We start from the raw sequence: 19502 nt of genomic DNA, 5'->3' as shown, positions 1-19502 counted from the left end.
GTTGACGGGACACCCACGCGAGACGGTACCTCCGTACTTCGGCGGCGCGTGCGAACCAGACAAGGAAGTCGATTTCCCAGTGTCAGAGAACGTAGTAGCGAAAACCGATGTAGTGCTCGTGGGCGCGGGCATCATGAGCGCAACCCTCGGTGCGTTGTTGCGTCAGGTGCAGCCCGACTGGTCGATCACCGCGTTCGAGCGCCTCGACGCCGCGGCCGCCGAGAGCAGCGACCCCTGGAACAACGCCGGTACGGGCCACTCCGCGCTGTGTGAGCTCAACTACACTCCTGAGAAGCCGGACGGTTCGGTCGACATCGCGAAGGCCGTCAACGTCAACGAGCAGTTCCAGGTCTCGCGCCAGTTCTGGGCGTACGCCGTCGACAACGGCATTCTGTCCGACCCCAAGAACTTCATCAATCCGGTTCCGCACGTCAGCTTCGTACACGGCGCCGAGAACGTGAAGTACCTGCGTGCCCGCTACGACGCCCTTGCCGGCCATCCCCTCTTCGAGGGCATGGAGTACACCGAGAGCCCCGAGGTCTTCACCGAGCGTCTGCCGCTCATGGGCAAGGGCCGCGACTTCTCCGACCCGGTTGCCCTGAATTGGACGCAGACCGGCACCGACATCGACTTCGGTGCCCTCACCAAGCAGCTCATCAACCACGTCGCGGCCTCCGGCGGCACCGTCTTCTTCGGCCACGACGTCACCGACGTGTCCAAGCAGTCCGATGGCAGCTGGATCGTGAAGGTCCGCAACCGCCGCACCGGCGAGTCGCGCAAGGTCCAGGCGAAGTTCGTCTTCGTCGGCGCCGGCGGCGGCGCGCTGCACCTGCTGCAGAAGTCGGGCATCAAGGAGATCAAGGGCTTCGGTGGCTTCCCCGTCTCCGGTGCCTTCCTGCGCTGCACCAATCCCGAGGTCATCGCGCAGCACAGCGCCAAGGTCTACGGCAAGGCCGCGGTCGGTGCCCCTCCGATGTCGGTGCCGCACCTCGACACCCGCGTCATCGGCGGCAAGCAGGGTCTACTCTTCGGTCCCTACGCCGGCTGGTCGCCCAAGTTCCTCAAACAGGGCGGCATCATGGACCTGCCCAAGTCCGTCAAGCCCGGCAACCTGATGTCGATGCTCGGCGTCGGCGTCACCGAGCTCGGCCTGGTCAAGTACCTCGTCGGTGAGCTCATGCAGTCGCCCGCCGACCGCATCGGCACCCTCGCCGAGTTCGTGCCCGAGGCGCGCCTCGAGGACTGGGAGCTCATCGTCGCCGGCCAGCGTGTGCAGGTCATCCGCCGCAAGGGTGCGGGCGGTGTCCTCGAGTTCGGTACCGCCGTGGTCAACGCGGGTGACGGTTCGATCGCCGGTCTGCTCGGTGCGTCGCCGGGTGCCTCGACGGCCGTTCCGGCCATGCTCGACGTCCTTGAGCGCTGCTTCCCGCAGCAGTGGGCGGGCTGGCAGTCCAAGCTCCGCGAAATGGTCCCGTCGCTCGGTCTGAAGCTGTCCGACAACCCCGACCTGTTCCGCCAGGTATGGGACCACAGCACGAAGTCGCTGCAGCTCGACGTCGTCTCCGACACCGTGGCCGAGGCACCCGCAGAGGCCGCCGCGGTCTGATCCGATCACTGCACCTGTGGCCCGGGGCGATGCCCGGGCCACAGGTGTCCCGAAGGTGGGTCCGATCGGATTCGCCCCGACACGAGAGATGGGGAGATGCCCGTGTCCGCTGCCGCTGAGGACGAGACCAGTTACCTGGTCGGACTCGATCTCCGTGGACGCCGCGTCGTGATCGTCGGAGGAGGCAGCGTCGCGCAGCGGCGTCTCGGTCTGCTCGTCGCGTCCGGTGCCGACGTCCACGTGGTCGCCCGGGCCGCGACCCCCGTGGTCGAGAGCATGGCGACGAAGGGCCGCATCTCCCTCGACCTGCGCGACTACCGCGACGGCGACCTCGACGGCGCGTGGTACGCGATGGCCTGCACCGACGAACCCGAGACCAACGCAGCGGTCGTCGCCGAAGCCGAACGCAACAGGATCTTCTGCGTCCGCGCGGACAACGCCCGTCACGGCAGTGCCGTCACCCCCGCCACGGCCCGCTACGAGGGTCTGACCGTCGGCGTCCTCGCCGGTGGCGACCACCGCCGGTCCGCCGCCGTGCGCACCTCGATCCGTGACGCCCTCGCCGGAGCGGCCGTCGCCGAGTTCGCCGAGACCGCGCCGAAGCCGGTCGGCGTCGCCCTCGTGGGCGGAGGACCGGGCGATCCCGACCTGATCACCGTGCGCGGTCGACGCCTCCTCACCCGCGCCGACGTGGTCGTCGCCGACCATCTCGCCCCGCAGGAACTGCTCGCGGAACTCGACTCGCACGTCGAGGTGATCGACGCGGCGAAGCTCCCGTACGGACGGGCCATGGCCCAGCAGGTCATCAACGAGACCCTCATCGACCGCGCAAAGGCCGGCAAGTTCGTCGTCCGACTCAAGGGCGGCGACCCGTACGTCTTCGGTCGCGGTTACGAGGAGCTCGAGGCCTGCACCGCGGCCGGCATCCCGGTGACCGTCGTCCCCGGCATCACCAGCGCGATCTCCGTGCCGTCCGCGGCCGGGATCCCCGTCACCCACCGTGGGGTCACCCACGAATTCGTCGTGGCCAGCGGCCACGTCGCGCCCGGACATCCCGACTCGCTCACCGACTGGGACGCGCTCGCCAAGCTGCGCGGCACCCTGGTCCTGCTCATGGCCGTCGAACGCATCGAGCAGTTCGCCGACGCCCTGATCGCCGGCGGACGTCCCACCGACACCCCCGTGGTCGTCGTGCAGGAGGGCACGCTGAGCAGCCAACGTGTAGTGCGTGCCGATCTGTCGACCGTCGCTCAGCGTGTCCGGGACGAGGCCGTGCGCCCGCCCGCGATCGTCGTGATCGGGCCGGTGGCCGGATTCGGACTCGATCCGCGGACCGGCTCCGACTCGGACGGTGGGTAACGTTGGATCACGTGTCAGCCACTTCGCATCCGTCGGCCACCCGCGCGGTGGCTCTGGCCATGCTGGTCCTCAGCGGCCTCCAGTTGATGGTCGTGCTCGACGGAACGGTCGCGAACCTCGCGCTCGCGCCGCTGCAGAGTGATCTGGGACTGTCGGATGCGGGTCGCAACTGGGTCCTCACCTCCTACGCCCTTGCCTTCGGCGGGTTGATGCTCCTCGGCGGCCGTCTCGGCGACAGCTACGGACGCAAACGCACGTTCATGGGCGGAGTCGGCCTGTTCACCCTGGCGTCCCTGCTGTGCGGTCTGGCGACCGGCGAGGCGATGCTCATCGGCGCCCGCGCCCTGCAGGGCGTCGGCGCCGCGGTCGCGTCCCCGACCGCCCTCGCGCTCGTCGCGACGACCTTCGCCGCAGGTCCGGCACGCAACCGCGCCATCGCGGTCTTCGCGGCCATGACCGGTGTCGGGTCCATCGCCGGACTGATCCTCGGGGGTGCGCTCACCCAGCTTTCGTGGCGCTGGATCTTCCTCATCAACGTCCCTATCGGCGTCCTCATCGTCGTGCTCGCCGCGATCGCGCTGCGTGAGACCGCCTCCGAACGCCTCGCGCTCGACGTGCCGGGCGCGATCCTCGCGACACTCGGATGCACCGGCCTGGTCTTCGGTCTCACGGAGGGTCCCGAAGTCGGTTGGTCGAGCCCCTCGGTCATCGGCGCGATCGTCGCCGGCTTCGTGCTGCTCGGAGTGTTCCTGCTCGTCGAGCGGCGGGCGGAGAACCCGCTGCTGCCGTTCGTGCTGTTCCGCAACAAGGACCGCGTCGCGACCTTCGTGGCGATCTTCTTCGCGGGCGCCGTGATGTTCAGCCTCGCGGCCTTCGTCGCCCTGTTCGTGCAGGACGTCCTCGGCTACAGCCCGCTCGCCGCGGGTCTGGCCTTCGTGCCGTTCGCCTTCGGTCTCGGCGGTGCCGCCGCGGTGTCGTCGAAGCTGGTCGCGCGGATCGAACCGCGCTGGCTCGTGGTCACCGGCTCGGCGATCATGACTGTCAGCCTGCTCTACGGCTCGACCATGGACGGCAGCGTCCGCTACTTCCCGACCCTGTTCGTGCTGGTGCTCGTTGTCGGCTTCGGGGTCGGCCTGGCCGTGGTCCCGCTGCCGCTGTGCGCGATATCCGGGGTGGGACCGCACGAGATCGGACCGCTCTCGGCGATCGCGCAGGTCGCCCAGACTCTCGGAGGTCCGGTCGGCCTCGGGGTGATCGGTGCGATGGCCACCTCGCGGACGATGTCGCTCGGTGGTGTCTCCGGAGCCGTCGCCGACATGACCGACGCCCAGCTCGTCGCCCAGGGCGAGGGATACATGTTCGCGCTCGTCGGCTGCGCGGTCTGCGCGGTGATCGCCGGTGTCGCCGCGCTGTTCATCCGCTTCACTCCCGAAGAGGTCGCGCAGGCGCAGGAGGCCGAGAAGGCCGCGCAGACCTCCTGACCGTCGGACCGTCACCGTGGCGGACGAGCGACCGCTGCGGCGGATGAGTTTGCTCACGCCTGCCACGCACGACCCCCGGGTACCCGACACTCATGCAGGTCGGTGTTCTCGAACGGGGCAGATTCGTCGGATCGTGGATGGTCCGCGCGGTGCGCGAGGCCGGACACGAGCGGTACGTTGCCCTCCAGGCGTTCCGGTCCACGCTCGCCGCGGTCGTCGCGTGGCTCGTCGTGACCGAGGTCTTCCACTTCCAGCAGGCCTTCCTCGCGCCCTACGTCGCGGTCTTCCTCGTCGAGGCGACACTCGTGCGCTCGCTCCAGCAGGCGGTGGTGCAGGTCGGGGCGGTGGTTGCGGGTCTGCTGGTCGCGGTCGTGGTGACGCGGCTCGTGGAGTCGACGACCGCTGCGATCGGCATCGCCGTGGCGATCGGCTACTTCGCGGGTCGCTGGCGACGGTTCGGGGCCAGTGGCATCTGGGTGGCGATCACCGCGCTGCTGGTGATCGCGACGGGCGCCTCGGACAGCCCGATCCTGCTCGGTGAACGACTCGCGGAGACGGCGATCGGCGCGGCGATCGGCGTGGCCGTGACGGCGCTGGTCTTCCCGCCGGTGTACTCGGCGGGCAAGGAGGCCCGCGAACTCACCGGTGAGCTGCGCGACCTGCTGCGGGACATGGCGTCCGGATGCCGTGAGGGATCGTCGGGGGTGCGGGACTGGGTGCAGCGCGCGCGGGGCATCGACAGCCTCGTGCAGCGTGCCTTCGAGGAATCACGGTGGGCGCACGAGAGTGCCCGGATGAACCCACGCCCCGCCGCTGCACGGGTCGGGGAATGGGCACGTCGCTGGGACCGGACCCTCGACGACCTCTCGTCGGTGTCCAGCGCTGTCGAGGAACTCGCGCACGCTCTGGACCCCGTACTCGGCGACGACGTCGCCGAAGCCGACCGTCGCCGCCTGCGGACGGGGATCGCAGCGATGCTCGACGCCCTCGCCGAGATGGTCGATGCCGTGGGGGCGGGCCGGGAGGTCGACCCCGACGGGACGTGCTGCAGCAATCTCACAGACCTCGAACGGTTCGCCACCGAATCGGACGACCTGGTCCTGACCGCGCGACTCGGCGCCGTCCTGCACACGGCTCGCCGGATCGTCGCGGCGATGGGACTCGAGGTCAGGTGAGCACGACCAGCTCGGTCGGCGACTCCACCTCGACCCTCAGTCCCGCCTTCGTCGCGACGCGGGCGAGCGCTCCGATATCGCTCGGCTCCGCGCGGGTGAGGACCAGCGCGCGGGCCAGCAGGCCCTTGTGGTGCTTGTTGAAGTGGCTGACGACCTTGCGGGTGCCGTCGGGCTGCTCGGTGAGCACGGTTGCGGTCACCGCACCCAGCACGGGACCGAGCTGCTGGTAGACCCCGGAGCGGAGATCGACCACGAGGTCGCCGCCGGCTTCGGCCACCAGCGCGTCGGTGAGCTCGTTCCGCCACACGGACTTCACGGTGCCGAAGCCGGGCAGTTTCGACCCTCCGGAGAGACGGTAGGCGGGGATCGGATCCGCAGCCCGGACCGCGCCGAACAGCGCCGACCCGATGCCCAGGCGTCGATAGGCCTTGTCGCGCTGCGCCTTCGTGAAGGCTCCCGCGTCGAGCGCGTCGTACAGCACGCCGGTGTACCGCTCCAGCGCCGGGCGGGTGGGGGAGACCCACAACTTCGCGTTGCGTTCGATCTCGTCGGCGCCCTTCGTACCCAGCCCGAGTGCGCGGCTCGACTCCTCGGGGTCGGCGGAGAGGTCGACGAGGGCCTGCACGAGCATCTCCCGCGTCTCCGTCAACTGCGGCATCGACAGGTCGGCGAGATCGAGCGGTCCGCCGTCGCCGCCGTCGGACTTGGTTTCGGAAGGGGGGAGAAGCACCAGCACAACCGGTAACCGTACCGACGTCGCGGAAGGTGGCCACGGTAGGCTGCACGGTCGTGATCACCCGCATGTCGCACCTGTTCCTCCGCACCCTCCGAGACGACCCGGCCGACGCCGAGGTCGCGAGCCACAAGCTGCTGGTCCGAGCCGGATACGTGCGACGAATCGCGCCAGGTGTGTACTCGTGGCTGCCTCTGGGGCTGCGGGTGCTGCGGCAGATCGAGCGGGTGGTGCGCGAGGAGATGAACTCCATCGGAGCGCAGGAGATCGCTCTGCCCGCGCTGCTGCCGCGCGAACCCTACGAGGCCACCAACCGGTGGACGGAGTACGGCGACAGCCTGTTCCGGCTGAAGGACCGCAAGGGCGGCGACTACCTCCTCGGACCCACCCACGAGGAGCTCTTCGCGCTCACCGTCAAGGGCGAGTACAACTCCTACAAGGACTTCCCGGTCACGCTCTACCAGATCCAGACGAAGTACCGCGACGAGGAGCGCCCCCGCGCCGGCATCCTCCGCGGTCGCGAGTTCGTCATGAAGGACTCCTACAGCTTCGACCTCACCGACGAGGGCCTGGCCGACTCGTACAAGGCTCACCGCGACGCCTACGAGCGCATCTTCGCGCGTCTCGGCGTGAAGTACGTGATCGTCTCGGCCACCTCCGGTGCGATGGGTGGCAGCGCCTCCGAGGAGTTCCTGGCCGACTCGCCTGCGGGTGAGGACACCTACGTGCGGTGCCTCGAATCCGGTTACGCGGCGAACGTCGAAGCGGTGAAGACGCTCGCGCCGGAACCGCTGCCGATCGACGGACAGCCCGAGGCGGTCGTGCGCGATACCCCCGACACCCCGACGATCGCCTCGCTCGTCGCCGCGGCGTCGGAGGTCCTCGGCCGGGAGGTCACCGCGGCCGAGACGCTCAAGAACGTCATGGTCAAGGTCCGGCAGCCCGGTGGCGGGTGGGAGCTGCTCGGCATCGGCATCCCCGGCGACCGCGAGGTCGACGACAAGCGCCTCGAGGCCTCGCTCGAACCCGCCGAGGTCGAGTTGCTCACCGACGCCGACTTCGAGGCCAATCCCTTCCTCGTCAAGGGCTACATCGGCCCGAAGGCGCTGCTCGCCAACGGTGTCCGCTACCTCGTCGACCCCCGCGTGGTCGACGGCACCAGCTGGATCACCGGCGCCGACGAGCAGGGCAAGCACGTCTTCGGGCTGGTCGCAGGTCGCGACTTCACCCCGGACGGCACGATCGAGGCCGCCGAGGTGCGCGACGGCGATCCGTCGCCTGACGGAGCCGGCCCGCTCCTCTCCGCCCGCGGCATCGAGATCGGCCACGTCTTCCAGCTCGGCCGCAAGTACACCGATGCTTTCGCGGTGGACGTCCTCGGCGAGAACGGCAAGCCCGTCCGCCCCACGATGGGCTCCTACGGCGTCGGCGTGTCACGCCTCGTCGCGGTGGTCGCCGAACAGCAGCACGACGAGAAGGGCCTGCGCTGGCCGTCGGAGATCGCACCGTTCGATGTGCACCTGGTCATCGCCAACAAGGACGAGCAGGCCCGCGAAGGCGCCGAGAACCTCGCCGAGGAACTTTCGAACGCCGGCCTCGAGGTGCTCCTCGACGACCGCAAGGCGTCGCCCGGCGTGAAGTTCAAGGACTCGGAGCTGCTCGGCATGCCGCTCGTCGTCGTGGTCGGCCGCGGCTTCGCCGACGGCAAGGTCGAGGTCCGCGACCGTTTCTCCGGCGAGGCCGACGAACTGCCGATCGGTGAGGTCGTCCAGCGCATCGTCAACCGCTGACGCTCTTATTCGCCGATACAGGCGGAACCCGGTGTCCCTGCGACCTGCCGTCGCGGGGGCACCGGCGTATGTGGCAGAAGTCGCCGTGGTGCGCTGCGCGCCGAACCACAATGAGGTACATGGCCGACAACTGGAGTGCGACCGACAACTACCTCACCGACGTGCTGATCGGCGACGATCCTGCGCTGAGCTCAGCGCTCGAGGCGAACGCCGCAGCGGAACTGCCGCCCATCGACGTGTCCGCGCCGCAGGGCAAGTTCCTGCACCTGCTCGCACGGATCCGGGGTGCCCGCCGGGTCCTGGAGATCGGCACCCTCGGCGGATACTCGACCATCTGGCTCGCCCGGGCCGTCGGGGAGTCCGGCCGGGTGGTCACCCTCGAATACGAGCGCAAGCACGCCGAGGTGGCCCGCGCCAATCTCGACCGCGCCGGCGTCGGTGACCGTGTGGACATCCGAGTCGGCCCCGCCCTGGACTCGCTGCCGGGCCTGGTCGACGAGGATCCCTTCGACCTGGTGTTCATCGACGCCGACAAGGAGAACAACAGCAACTACGTGCGCGCGGCGCTCGGGCTGTCGCGACCCGGCACCGTCATCGTCGTCGACAACGTGGTGCGGGCAGGGGCCATCGTCGATCAGGGCAGCGACGACGAACGGGTCCGCGCGTCGCGGGACGTGCTCGAACTGCTCGCCCGCGAACCACGCCTCGACGCGACGGCGTTGCAGACCGTCGGATCGAAGGGCTGGGACGGCTTCGCGCTGGCGGTCGTGACCGGGTGACCCGTGCTTCGGAGTCGACCGGATCGAGGCCGACCGGATCAGGGTTGACCGGGGAAGGCCACCGACGGCACGACTCCGCGGCTCTGCCGCCACCGCGCCGCCCGCAGGGCCGCCTCGGTGAGTGCGTCCACGGCCGTGGCCCGGGTGGCCTCGCTGCGTGCCCGTTCGACGACGGACCGCCACGCGACCGCGGTGTCGCTCTCTATCTGTTCGGCGAGCTGCGCGGCGGACGCGGCGTCGATCACCGGGAACGGCACGGTGTAACCGGGTGCCGCGACCGGCGGCTCGACGCTCGCGGCGCGCAACGCCTCGATCGTTGCATCACGGCGTGCGCGGTGCGCTGCGGTGTCCTCCGCCACGGCGTTCGCGCGGGCGGGATCCGCGAAGGCCGCGACCACACCGTATCCGAAGACCGCCGCGTGTTCGGCCTCGAGGGCGTCGACGAGGGCCTGCTGTTCGGAACCGAGTTCGGGTGAGCTCACGGCAACATCACCGCCGTCTGCACGGCGCAGGACGCGCTGATCGAGGCGAGCAGACCCGCGCGGTAACCCGAGAGCGTGCGTGCGAGGTCGGCGGCTTCGCGCTGCGACCGGTTCAACCGCTCACGGAGCGCCTCGACGGTCGGCAGCTCACCGGTGGGAGTGGTCACGGTGGTCGACGGGGGAGTGAAACTCGTGGTGGCGCCCTCCATCCGGGCGATCTCGGCCTCGAGCGCGTCGGCGTGGGAGGTCCGCTCGGCCGCGATCGTGGTGAGCGGCGCGGACAGCTCCGGCGCCCGCGCGACCAGCGCGGTCGCGATCGCGGCGTCGGTGCGGGCGCGGGTCGCCTGACCCGCCAGCGGATCCGGTTCGGCGGCATCCTCGTCGGAGGCGCCGCACGCGGTGATCGTCGTGATTCCGAATCCACCGACGGCGACCGACGACCATCGCAGGAGGGTTCGTCGGGAGACGGTGGGACGGTCGAGTGGCATCGGCACCGGACCATCCTGCCAGTCGCGTCGTCCGACGAAGGACGCCGCCCTGGTCACAGCAGCAGGAGACGCGGGTTAGGCTTGATGTCTGCCGGTACGCATCCGTTCCGGCCCGCTGTCCGCTGCGACCACAACTGAACGAGGAGCCCGCCCGCCATGCCTGTGCCGCCCCCGGAGAGGATCGTCGAGCTCGTCTCCGATCTGCTCGCCAGAGAGGGATACGACCTCGAGGACGTGGTGGTCACGGCCGCCGGAAAGCACAGTACGGTGCGCCTCCTCGTCGACAGCGACGCAGGTCTCGGTCTCGACGAGGCGGCCCGCCTGAGCAGGATCGTCTCCGAGGCATTCGACGGAGTCTCGGACTTCGGCGAGTCGCCCTACGTCCTGGAGGTCACCAGCCCCGGGATCGGCCGGCCCCTGACCGAGCCCCGCCACTGGCGGCGCGCTCAGGGTCGCAAGACGAAGGTGGAACTGGCCGACGAGACCCTCGTCGCACGCATCGGCGAGCTCGTCGGCGACGAGATCAGGCTCGTCCTGCCCGATCGGTCCGGGCCGGTCGTGCGTTCGGTCCCGCTCTCGGCGGTGCGCAGAGCGGTGGTGGAGGTGGAGTTCTCCCCGCCGCCACCGAGGGAACTCGAGCTCGCGGGCGGGGTTCCGGACGGCCGGGTCGCGGCCGGGGAGCTGGCCGAAGGGCCCGAGGACGACACGGGCAGCGACGACCACGACGAGACGAACGAAACGAAGGTGGACAAGTGAATATCGAGATCGCCGCCCTGCGCATGCTCGAGGCGGAGAAGAACATCCCGTTCGACGAGCTGATCGCGACGCTCGAGACGGCCCTGCTCACGGCGTACAGGCACGTCGACGGACACCAGCCGCACGCGCGGGTCGTGGTCGACACGAAGACCGGCGCCATCCAGGTCCTCGCCGAGGAGCGCGACGCCGACGGCAACCTGATCGCCGAGTGGGACGACACTCCCGAGGACTTCGGCCGGATCGCGGCGACCACCGCGCGTCAGGTCATCATGCAGCGCATCCGCGACGCCGAGCACGAACAGCGCTTCGGTGAGTTCGCGACCCACGAGGGTGAGATCGTCAGCGGCGTCGTGCAGCGCGACTCGCGTGCCAACGCCCGCGGCATGGTCGTCGTGAAGATCGGCGGCGAGACGAACAACGCCGAGGGACTGATCCCGCCGGCCGAGCAGGTGCCGGGGGAGTCCTACGAGCACGGCGACCGCATCAAGTGCTACGTCGTGGGCGTCTCCCGCGGACAGCGCGGCCCGCAGATCACCCTGTCGCGGACGCATCCCAATCTGGTGCGCAAGTTGTTCGCCCTCGAGGTCCCGGAGATCGCCGACGAGTCGGTGGAGATCGTCGCCGTCGCCCGCGAGGCCGGGCACCGCTCGAAGATCGCCGTGCACTCGACCGTCCCCGGCCTCAACGCCAAGGGTGCGTGCATCGGCCCGATGGGGCAGCGGGTGCGCAACGTGATGCGCGAACTCGGCGAGGAGAAGATCGACATCATCGACTACGACGAGGACCCCGCGAAGTTCGTGGGCAACGCACTGTCGCCGTCGAAGGTGGTGTCGGTCACGGTCGTCGACCCCGACGCGCGCGCCGCCCGGGTGGTCGTTCCCGACTTCCAGTTGTCCCTCGCGATCGGCAAGGAAGGGCAGAACGCCCGGCTCGCGGCCCGGCTGACCGGCTGGCGGATCGACATCCGCAGCGACGCGGCACCGGCCGGGAACGACGATTCGCGCGGCGGCTCGACAGGCGCGTAGGAGTGGGATGCGGGATTCCGGGCAAATCAGCGGTACAGTGGTCGATGGTTCAGCATGACCTGTCCTCGACCGGCGGGGAACGCGCCACTACGGTGCGGACCTGTGTCGGATGTCGGCAGCGAACGCTGGCTGCCGAACTGCTCCGGGTGGTGGCGCGCGAGGAGGAACCGTCAGGTTTCGCCGTGATTCCCGATCCCCGACGCAGGCTTCCCGGGCGAGGTGCTTGGTTGCATCCTAACCCGGAATGTCTGGGCCTGGCGGTTCGGCGTCGAGCATTCGGCAGGGCACTGCGCGTGACCGGGTATCCGGACACCACAGCGCTGGATCAGCTGGTCGGGTCCACGGCACAGTGATCACGGACGCATCGAGTCGGCCTCGGCCGGGTACGACGATCGTGGGAACGACGACGAGGAACACCAACAGTGACATCGCACTCTGAGAAGAACAGGCACGAACACTCATGAGCACACCGTGAAGCACCAGCGATGAACGTCCATCGGAGATAACCCGAGGTCGTGCGGGCAGTCGGCCGCTCGACCTCATCAGTGAGGAGAGCAGTGGCAGGCAAGGCCCGCGTGCACGAGTTGGCGAAAGAACTCGGTGTCACCAGCAAGGAACTACTCGCACGCCTGAAGGAACAGGGCGAGTTCGTCAAGTCCGCGTCGTCGACCGTCGAACCGCCGGTCGCGCGTCGACTGCGCGAATCGTTCGGTAAGACCGAAGGCGATGCAGCCGCGAAGGCTGCACCCAACCCCGCACCGAAGCCCGGTGCCCCCCGGCCGGGTCCCCGGCCCACCCCTGCGAGCCCGGCCCCCGCGGCCGAGACCGCGCGTCCGAAGCCCGGCGCACCGAAGCCGGCTGCTCCCAAGCCCGCTCCGGCACCGGAGGAGCCCGCGGCTCCCGCGCCGCAGGCCCCCGCTGCCCAGGCGGCACCGCAGTCCCCGGCTGCTCAGGCTCCCAGCGCGACGCCGCAGGCTCCCGCGGCCAAGCCCGGCCCCAAGCCGGCCGGTCCGCGTCCGGGTCCGAAGACCCCGCGCGTCGGTAACAACCCGTACTCCTCGGCTCCGGCCGAGCGTCCCGCTCCGCGTCCGGGTGCCCCGCGCCCCGGCCCGGGCGGACCGCGTCCTACCCCCGGACAGGGCGGCCCCCGCCCCACGCCCGGACAGGGACGTCCCGCAGCAGGCCCCGGTGGCCCGCGTCCCGGACCCGGCCAGGCCGGTCCGCGTCCGGCTCCCGGACAGGGCGGTCCCCGCCCCGCGCCCGGACAGGGCGGTCCCCGTCCGTCCCCGGGTTCGATGCCCCCGCGTCCCAACCCGGGTGCGATGCCGCAGCGTGCTGCGCGTCCGGCCGCATCCGGTCGTCCGGGTCGTCCGGGCGGAGCTCCCGGTGGACGTCCCGGTGGTGGTGGCGGCGGCTACCGCGGTGGCGGTGCCGGTGGCGGCGCACCTGCAGGTGCAGGTGCTCCCGGTGGTTTCCGCGGTCGCCCCGGTGGCGGTGGCGGTGGACGCGGTCGCGGCGGTGCAGCCGGCGCGTTCGGTCGTCCCGGTGGCGCTCCGCGTCGTGGTCGTAAGTCGAAGCGGCAGAAGCGGCAGGAATACGATTCGATGCAGGCGCCGTCGGTCGGCGGCGTGCGGTTGCCGCGTGGCAACGGCGAGACCATCCGTCTCGCTCGCGGCGCATCGCTGTCCGACTTCGCCGAGAAGATCGACGCGAACCCGTCGGCCCTGGTGCAGGCGCTGTTCAACCTCGGTGAGATGGTCACGGCCACTCAGTCGGTGAACGACGACATCCTCGAGCTGCTCGGCTCGGAGATGAACTACGTCGTGCAGGTCGTCTCGCCCGAGGATGAGGACCGCGAGCTGCTCGAGTCGTTCGACATCCAGTACGGCGAGGACGAGGGCGGCGAGGAAGACCTCCAGCAGCGTCCGCCGGTGGTCACCGTCATGGGTCACGTCGACCACGGCAAGACCCGCCTGCTCGACACGATCCGGAAGGAGAACGTCGGCGAGGGTGAGGCCGGTGGCATCACCCAGCACATCGGTGCCTACCAGGTGATGACCCACCTCAACGGTGAAGATCGCCTGATCACCTTCATCGACACCCCGGGTCACGAGGCGTTCACCGCGATGCGTGCCCGCGGCGCGAAGGCGACGGACATCGCGATCCTCGTGGTCGCAGCCGACGACGGCGTCATGCCGCAGACGGTGGAGGCGATCAACCACGCACAGGCCGCCGATGTCCCGATCGTGGTCGCGGTGAACAAGATCGACAAGGAGGGTGCGAACCCTCAGAAGATCCGTCAGCAGCTCACCGAGTACGGGCTGGTGGCGGAGGAGTACGGCGGCGACACCATGTTCGTCGACATCTCCGCGAAGCAGAACCTCAACATCGACCAGCTGCTCGAAGCGGTGCTGCTCACCGCCGACGCAGCGCTCGATCTGCGGGCCAACCCGGACATGGAGGCGCAGGGCGTCGCCATCGAGGCGCACCTCGACCGCGGTCGCGGTCCGGTGGCCACGGTGCTCATCCAGCGCGGCACTCTGCGGGTCGGCGACTCGATCGTCGCCGGCGACGCCTACGGCCGCGTGCGCCGCATGGTCGACGAGCACGGCGAGGACGTGCTCGAGGCACTGCCTTCGCGTCCGGTCCAGGTCGTCGGCTTCACGTCGGTGCCCGGCGCCGGGGACAACCTCGTCGTCGTCGAAGAGGACCGCATCGCGCGTCAGATCGCCGACCGGCGTAATGCCCGCAAGCGCAACGCGCTCGCAGCACGTAGCCGTAAGCGCATCAGCCTCGAGGATCTCGATGCCGCTCTCAAGGAGCACAACGAGCTCAACCTCATCCTCAAGGGCGACAACTCGGGTACCGTCGAGGCCCTCGAAGAGGCGCTCATGGGTATCGAGATCGACGACGAGGTGCGCCTGCGGGTCATCGACCGCGGTGTCGGTGGCGTCACCGAGACCAACGTCAACCTCGCTGCCGCGTCGAACGCCGTGATCATCGGCTTCAACGTCCGCGCCGAGGGCAAGGCCACCGAGCTCGCGAACCGCGAGGGTGTCGACATCCGCTACTACTCGGTCATCTACCAGGCGATCGACGAGGTGGAGAAGGCCCTCAAGGGCATGCTCAAGCCGATCTACGAGGAGGTCGAGCTCGGCCGCGCCGAGATCCGCGCGATCTTCAAGTCGTCGAAGGTCGGCAACATCGCGGGTTGCCTCGTGCAGTCCGGCATCGTCAAGCGCAACGCGAAGGCCCGCCTCATCCGCGACAGCAACGTCGTGGCCGAGACGGTCACCATCTCGTCGCTGCGCCGCGAGAAGGACGACGTCACCGAGGTCCGCGAGGGCTTCGAGTGCGGTTTGACGATCACCTACTCCGACATCAAGGTCGGCGACGTGATCGAGGCGTACGAGTTGCGCGAGAAGCCGCGCGACTGATCCACCCGCACCCGTGGCGGTGAACGATTCGTCGTTCGCCGCCACGGGTGTGTCGGGACGCCCGACCCGGCCGGCACGGAGCCGACCGGACGGCCGACCGGAGTGTCCTCGAGGAGAGAAGCGAATGTATCTGGGAGCGCTCGAACTCGACCTGCTGCTCGGCGACGTGCATTCGCTCAAGCAGAAGAGATCGGCGATCCGTCCGGTGGTCGCAGAACTGCGCCGGCTCGGGGTGTCCGCCGCCGAAACCGGGGAACACGATCTGTACCGCCGGGCGCAGGTGGGTGTGGCGGTCGTCGCCCCCGACCTCGCGCACGTCGGAGAGATACTGGACAAGTGTGAGCGGCTGGTCGCCCAGCGGCCCGAACTCGACCTGCTGTCGGTCAGACGCAGGCTGTACGGGCCCGAGGACTGATCCCGGCCGCACGACAGGCCGCCTGCCGGCGGCTACAGAAGGGAACGAACGACATGGCCGATCCAGCACGGGCTCGCCGACTCGCGAAGCGCATTGCCACCATCGTGGCCACCGCCATCGACCTCGAGATCAAGGATCCGCGCCTCGAGTTCGTGACGATCACCGACGCGAAGGTCACCGCGGATCTGCACGACGCCACCGTCTACTACACGGTCCGGGGCGCGGATCTGAACACCGAACCCGATCACGAGGCCGCTGCTGCCGGCCTCGAGAAGGCCAAGGGCGTGCTCCGCTCGAAGGTCGGCGCCGGCACCGGTGTGCGGTTCACCCCGACGCTGACGTTCGTCACCGACACCGTGCCCGACACGGCACGGCACATGGAGGAACTCCTCGCGCGCGCTCGCGCGGCCGACGACGAGGTCGCACGCGCCCGTGAGGGCGCCGTTCCGGCCGGCGATGCCGATCCCTACAAGGAATCCCGTGAGCGCGACGCCGGTGACGACGACGAATAACGCACCGGTGCCCGACCCGACTCCTCCGGTGGTCCCGTCGCACCGGGACGATGCCGGCGTCCCGTCCGGCCCGGCAGGATCCGTCGACCTGCACGGTGCCGCCGCACTGCTCGACGCGGCGGCCACCGTGACGGTGCTGTGCCACATCAACCCCGACGCCGACACCCTCGGCAGCGGGCTGGCCCTCGGGCTGGCGCTCGAGCGACGCGGTGTCACCGTGCAGGTCGCGTTCGGTTCGCCCGCGAACATGCCGGACTCGATGCGGTCGCTGCCGGGCGCACACCTGGTCACGCCGGTCGCGGAGGTACGCCGTGAGGCCGATCTCGTGGTGACCGTCGACTGCGGTACCGCGGGCCGTCTCGGTGTCCTGCGCGACCGTCTGAAGACCGCCCCGAACGTCCTGGTGATCGACCACCACCTGTCCAACACGCGGTTCGGCACCCACAACCTCGTCGACCCGGAGTCCGAGGCCACCGCGATGGTGCTCGCCGACCTCTTCGACGTGTGGGGTGTCGAGATCGACGCCGCACTCGCGCACTGCCTGTACGCGGGACTGGTGACCGACACCGGATCGTTCCGCTGGGGTCGCCCGCAGGCCCACGGACTTGCCGAGCGCCTGCTCGCCACCGGTATCGACGGCACGTCGATCACGCGGGCCCTGCTCGACACCCATCCCTTCGGGTGGTTGCCGATGCTGTCGTCGGTGCTGGCCACCGCCACACTCGAACGCGACGCTGCTCAGGGCAGGGGACTGGTCTACGCCTTCGTCCGGCGCGCCGACTCCGCGCATCTCGGTCCGGAGGAGGTCGAGAGCGTCATCGACATCGTGCGCACCACCGCCGAGGCCGAGGTCGCCGCGGTGTTCAAGGAGGTCGCTCCCGAGGAGTGGACCGTCTCGCTGCGCGCGAAGACCTCGGTGGACGTGTCCGCCGTCGCCACCGCACTCGGCGGCGGAGGACACCGCCTGGCGGCGGGATACACCGCCCACGGCGACACCGATCGGATCGTCGCCGCCCTACGCGGCGTGCTCGGTTGACTGCGTCCGGCGGGTCGCCCGCCTCTGAGACGCCCGGCGGCTCACGCGCCTCTGAGACGCCCGGCGGCTTACGCGCCTCTGAGACGCCCGGCGGCTTACGCGCCTCTGAGACGCCCGGCGGCTCACACGCTTCCGACGTCACCGGACGGCGGATCCTCGGGCTCGTCCTTCCCGCCCTCGGGGTGCTCGCGGCCGAACCGCTCTACCTGCTGTTCGACATCGCCGTCGTCGGCCGGCTGGGGGCGCTGCCCCTGGCCGGTCTCGCGATCGGCGGGTTGATCCTCGCGCAGGTGAGCACCCAGCTCACCTTCCTGTCGTACGGCACCACCGCGCGCGCGGCGCGTTTCCACGGTGCGGACCGGCACGACGACGCTGTCGGCGAGGGCGTGCAGGCGACCTGGCTCGCGATGATCGTCGGACTTGCGATCCTGCTCGTCGGCCAGGCGCTGGCCGGCCCCGTCGCGCGGCTGCTCGCCGGCGATGCCGAGATCGCCGACGCCGCCGTCTCGTGGCTGCGCGTCGCGCTGTTCGGGGCTCCCCCGATCCTCGTCGGCCTGGCCGGGAACGGTTGGATGCGCGGCGTCCAGGACACGATGCGGCCGCTGCGATTCGTCATCGCCGGCCTCGCCCTGTCGGCGGTGCTGTGCCCAGTACTGGTCCACGGACTGCTGGGCGCTCCCCGGTGGGAACTCGTCGGTTCCGCCATCGCCAACGTGATCGGGCAGTCCGTGACGGCCGTCCTGTTCGTCGTGGCGCTGCTGCGGTCCGGGGTTCCGCTGCGACCGCGACCCGCCGTGATCGGGGCACAGTTGCGGCTCGGACGTGACCTGATCGCGCGCAGCCTCGCATTCCAGGCCTGCTTCCTGTCCGCGGCGGCGGTGGCGTCGCGCTTCGGTGCGGCCGCGGTGGCCGGTCATCAGGTCGTGCTGCAACTGTGGACCTTCGTGACCCTCACCCTGGACTCGCTGGCGATCGCCGCGCAGGCCCTCGTCGGCGCCGCGCTCGGTGCGGCCGACCGCCGGGGCGCGACTCGCCTGGCGTGGCGGTTGTCGGCGTGGTCGGTGGTCTTCGCCGTCGTCCTCGCGGCGGTCTTCGTGGCGGGGAAGGATGTGATTCCTGATCTGTTCACCACCGATACCGAGGTGCTCGACCAGATCGGCGTCGCGTGGTGGTTCTTCGTCGCGATCATGCCGTTCGCGGGAATCGTCTTCGCACTCGACGGTGTTCTCCTCGGTGCGGGGGACGCCGCCTTCCTGCGCACCGCGACGCTGGCCTCGGCGCTGTTCGGCTTCCTGCCGTTGATCTGGTTGTCGCTCGCGTACGACTGGGGTCTGGCGGGTATCTGGACGGGGCTTACGGTGTTCATCGTGTTCCGGATGATCGCCGTCGTGTGGCGCACGCTCTCGGGACGATGGGCGGTGACGGGCGCGGACCGGCAGGTGTGCATCCAGGACGAGTCGGGAGGTTAGTGCGTGGCAGCGAAGCTGTGGGCGATCAGCGACATCCATGTGGGCCATCGGGGCAACCGGCCGGTCACCGAGGACCTGTATCCGGAGTCGCCCGACGACTGGTTGATCGTCGCGGGCGACGTGTCGGAGAAGACCGACGACATCCGGTGGGCGCTGTCGCTGCTCCGCAGCCGGTTCGCGAAGGTGATCTGGGTGCCCGGCAACCACGAACTGTGGACGACCGCCAAGGACCCGGTGCAGATGTTCGGGGTCGCGCGCTACGACTATCTCGTCACTATGTGCCGCGAACTCGACGTGCTCACCCCTGAGGATCCGTATCCGATCTGGGAGGGCGAGGACGGGCCGGTGGTGCTCGTGCCGATGTTCCTGCTCTACGACTACTCGTTCCTGCCGGAGGGCACCACGACGAAGGCGGACGGGCTCGCGCTGGCGCGCGAACGCAACGTCGTCGCGACCGACGAGTTCCTGCTGAAGCCGGATCCGTATATCACGCGCGACACCTGGTGCCGGGTACGCGTGGATCAGACCCGCGCCCGTCTCGACGCGCTCGACCCCGCCCTGCCCACCGTGCTGATCAACCACTTCCCGCTGGTGCGCGAACCCACGCGGATGCTGTTCTACCCCGAGTTCGCCCTGTGGTGCGGTACCACCGAGACGGCCGACTGGCACCTGCGCTACCGGGCGCTGTGCAGCGTGTACGGCCACCTGCATATCCCGCGGACCACCTACTACGACGGGGTGCGCTTCGAGGAGGTCTCGGTCGGCTACCCGCGCGAATGGCAGCGACGCGGCATGCCGGAGCAGCCCCTGCGGCAGATCCTCCCCGTCCCGGAGTATCCGCCGGGCAGCCTGAACAAGTGGGGCGGTCATTTCACCGTGACCCCCGAGATGGAAGCCGAGGCCGAGAAGATGCGGGCTCAACGAGAGAAGGAGTTGCGGTGACCGAACCGGACACCGGG

General features: G+C 69.8%; 18 protein-coding genes. 15 read left to right on the top strand and 3 right to left on the bottom strand.

The genetic code is table 11. The annotated features are described in order from the left end of the window. The first annotated feature begins 79 nt into the window (after positions 1-79). The 4 genes from mqo to AC6CID_RS16845 all read left to right on the top strand — a co-directional run bounded on the left by mqo (position 80) and on the right by AC6CID_RS16845 (position 5621). The gene (mqo, locus tag AC6CID_RS16860; RefSeq protein ID WP_024100652.1) at positions 80-1606 is read left to right on the top strand and encodes a malate dehydrogenase (quinone); all 1527 of its coding nucleotides are present in this window, start codon (positions 80-82) and stop codon (positions 1604-1606) included. 96 nt (positions 1607-1702) lie between these two features. Next, on the top strand, positions 1703-2965 hold the full coding sequence (cobA, locus tag AC6CID_RS16855; RefSeq protein WP_006554239.1) for a uroporphyrinogen-III C-methyltransferase: 1263 nt from the start codon (positions 1703-1705) through the stop codon (positions 2963-2965). A 59-nt stretch (positions 2966-3024) separates the two neighbouring features. Continuing rightward, complete coding sequence (locus AC6CID_RS16850) at positions 3025-4446, top strand: MFS transporter (protein WP_498354227.1); 1422 nt, start codon at positions 3025-3027, stop codon at positions 4444-4446. 92 nt (positions 4447-4538) lie between these two features. Continuing rightward, positions 4539-5621, top strand: a complete 1083-nt coding sequence (locus tag AC6CID_RS16845) for an FUSC family protein (RefSeq protein WP_498354218.1) — start codon at positions 4539-4541, stop codon at positions 5619-5621. Here the strand turns inward: AC6CID_RS16845 and yaaA are convergent. Beyond that, on the bottom strand, positions 5614-6357 hold the full coding sequence (gene yaaA / locus AC6CID_RS16840) for a peroxide stress protein YaaA (RefSeq protein WP_019289140.1): 744 nt from the start codon (positions 6355-6357) through the stop codon (positions 5614-5616). The genes AC6CID_RS16845 and yaaA overlap by 8 nt on opposite strands. A gap of 53 nt (positions 6358-6410) precedes the next feature. Between yaaA and AC6CID_RS16835 the strand changes: the two genes are divergently transcribed. After that, the gene (locus tag AC6CID_RS16835) at positions 6411-8144 is read left to right on the top strand and encodes a proline--tRNA ligase (RefSeq protein WP_498354217.1); all 1734 of its coding nucleotides are present in this window, start codon (positions 6411-6413) and stop codon (positions 8142-8144) included. 119 nt (positions 8145-8263) lie between these two features. Continuing rightward, positions 8264-8923 carry an O-methyltransferase gene (locus AC6CID_RS16830; RefSeq protein ID WP_033096518.1) on the top strand — a complete coding sequence of 220 codons (660 nt, stop codon included), beginning with the start codon at positions 8264-8266 and terminating at the stop codon, positions 8921-8923. A 38-nt stretch (positions 8924-8961) separates the two neighbouring features. Here the strand turns inward: AC6CID_RS16830 and AC6CID_RS16825 are convergent, their stop codons facing one another. Both AC6CID_RS16825 and AC6CID_RS16820 read right to left on the bottom strand, forming a co-directional pair. Next, on the bottom strand, positions 8962-9405 hold the full coding sequence (locus AC6CID_RS16825) for a ferritin-like domain-containing protein (RefSeq protein WP_006554231.1): 444 nt from the start codon (positions 9403-9405) through the stop codon (positions 8962-8964). Next, entirely contained in the window at positions 9402-9899 is a 498-nt protein-coding gene (locus tag AC6CID_RS16820) for a hypothetical protein (RefSeq protein WP_006554230.1), read from the bottom strand. Before AC6CID_RS16820 ends, AC6CID_RS16825 begins: the two co-directional genes overlap by 4 nt. A gap of 150 nt (positions 9900-10049) precedes the next feature. Here AC6CID_RS16820 and rimP point away from each other — a divergent pair, with 150 nt between their 5' ends. The 9 genes from rimP (at position 10050) to AC6CID_RS16775 (ending at position 19485) form a co-directional block, all read left to right on the top strand. Continuing rightward, positions 10050-10649, top strand: coding sequence for a ribosome maturation factor RimP (rimP, locus tag AC6CID_RS16815; RefSeq protein ID WP_019289143.1), 600 nt, complete (start codon positions 10050-10052; stop codon positions 10647-10649). Beyond that, the gene (nusA, locus tag AC6CID_RS16810; RefSeq protein ID WP_006554228.1) at positions 10646-11674 is read left to right on the top strand and encodes a transcription termination factor NusA; all 1029 of its coding nucleotides are present in this window, start codon (positions 10646-10648) and stop codon (positions 11672-11674) included. The genes rimP and nusA overlap by 4 nt, the downstream gene beginning before the upstream one ends. Before the next feature lie 44 nt (positions 11675-11718). Next, positions 11719-12027, top strand: coding sequence for a YlxR family protein (locus AC6CID_RS16805; protein WP_072740508.1), 309 nt, complete (start codon positions 11719-11721; stop codon positions 12025-12027). Positions 12028-12231: 204 nt separating this feature from the next. Beyond that, a complete protein-coding gene (infB, locus tag AC6CID_RS16800) occupies positions 12232-15111 on the top strand; it encodes a translation initiation factor IF-2 (protein ID WP_024100657.1) in 2880 nt (959 codons plus the stop codon). 124 nt (positions 15112-15235) lie between these two features. Continuing rightward, a complete protein-coding gene (locus AC6CID_RS16795; protein WP_006551275.1) occupies positions 15236-15526 on the top strand; it encodes a DUF503 domain-containing protein in 291 nt (96 codons plus the stop codon). Between the two features lie 53 nt (positions 15527-15579). Further along, positions 15580-16038, top strand: coding sequence for a 30S ribosome-binding factor RbfA (rbfA, locus tag AC6CID_RS16790; protein WP_006551274.1), 459 nt, complete (start codon positions 15580-15582; stop codon positions 16036-16038). Between the two features lie 28 nt (positions 16039-16066). Then, on the top strand, positions 16067-17074 hold the full coding sequence (locus AC6CID_RS16785) for a DHH family phosphoesterase (RefSeq protein WP_052227384.1): 1008 nt from the start codon (positions 16067-16069) through the stop codon (positions 17072-17074). 152 nt (positions 17075-17226) lie between these two features. Beyond that, positions 17227-18543 carry an MATE family efflux transporter gene (locus AC6CID_RS16780; protein ID WP_498354226.1) on the top strand — a complete coding sequence of 439 codons (1317 nt, stop codon included), beginning with the start codon at positions 17227-17229 and terminating at the stop codon, positions 18541-18543. Between the two features lie 3 nt (positions 18544-18546). After that, a complete protein-coding gene (locus AC6CID_RS16775) occupies positions 18547-19485 on the top strand; it encodes a metallophosphoesterase family protein (protein WP_006551271.1) in 939 nt (312 codons plus the stop codon). The last annotated feature ends 17 nt before the right edge of the window (positions 19486-19502 follow it).

The sequence above is a fragment of the Rhodococcus sp. GQ147 genome, from assembly GCF_059759155.1.
Note: the sequence above shows the minus strand (reverse complement) of the source record. Positions and strands in the feature narration are given on the sequence as shown.

What these genes read in the sequence shown, in the direction of transcription:
- cobA (WP_006554239.1), top strand. Translation starts at nt 1,703, where the DNA reads ATGCCCGTGTCCGCTGCCGCTGAGGACGAGACCAGTTACCTGGTCGGA.
- AC6CID_RS16795 (WP_006551275.1), top strand. Translation starts at nt 15,236, where the DNA reads ATGTATCTGGGAGCGCTCGAACTCGACCTGCTGCTCGGCGACGTGCAT.
- AC6CID_RS16845 (WP_498354218.1), top strand. Translation starts at nt 4,539, where the DNA reads ATGCAGGTCGGTGTTCTCGAACGGGGCAGATTCGTCGGATCGTGGATG.
- AC6CID_RS16830 (WP_033096518.1), top strand. Translation starts at nt 8,264, where the DNA reads ATGGCCGACAACTGGAGTGCGACCGACAACTACCTCACCGACGTGCTG.
- AC6CID_RS16805 (WP_072740508.1), top strand. Translation starts at nt 11,719, where the DNA reads ATGGTTCAGCATGACCTGTCCTCGACCGGCGGGGAACGCGCCACTACG.
- rimP (WP_019289143.1), top strand. Translation starts at nt 10,050, where the DNA reads ATGCCTGTGCCGCCCCCGGAGAGGATCGTCGAGCTCGTCTCCGATCTG.
- rbfA (WP_006551274.1), top strand. Translation starts at nt 15,580, where the DNA reads ATGGCCGATCCAGCACGGGCTCGCCGACTCGCGAAGCGCATTGCCACC.
- AC6CID_RS16850 (WP_498354227.1), top strand. Translation starts at nt 3,025, where the DNA reads ATGCTGGTCCTCAGCGGCCTCCAGTTGATGGTCGTGCTCGACGGAACG.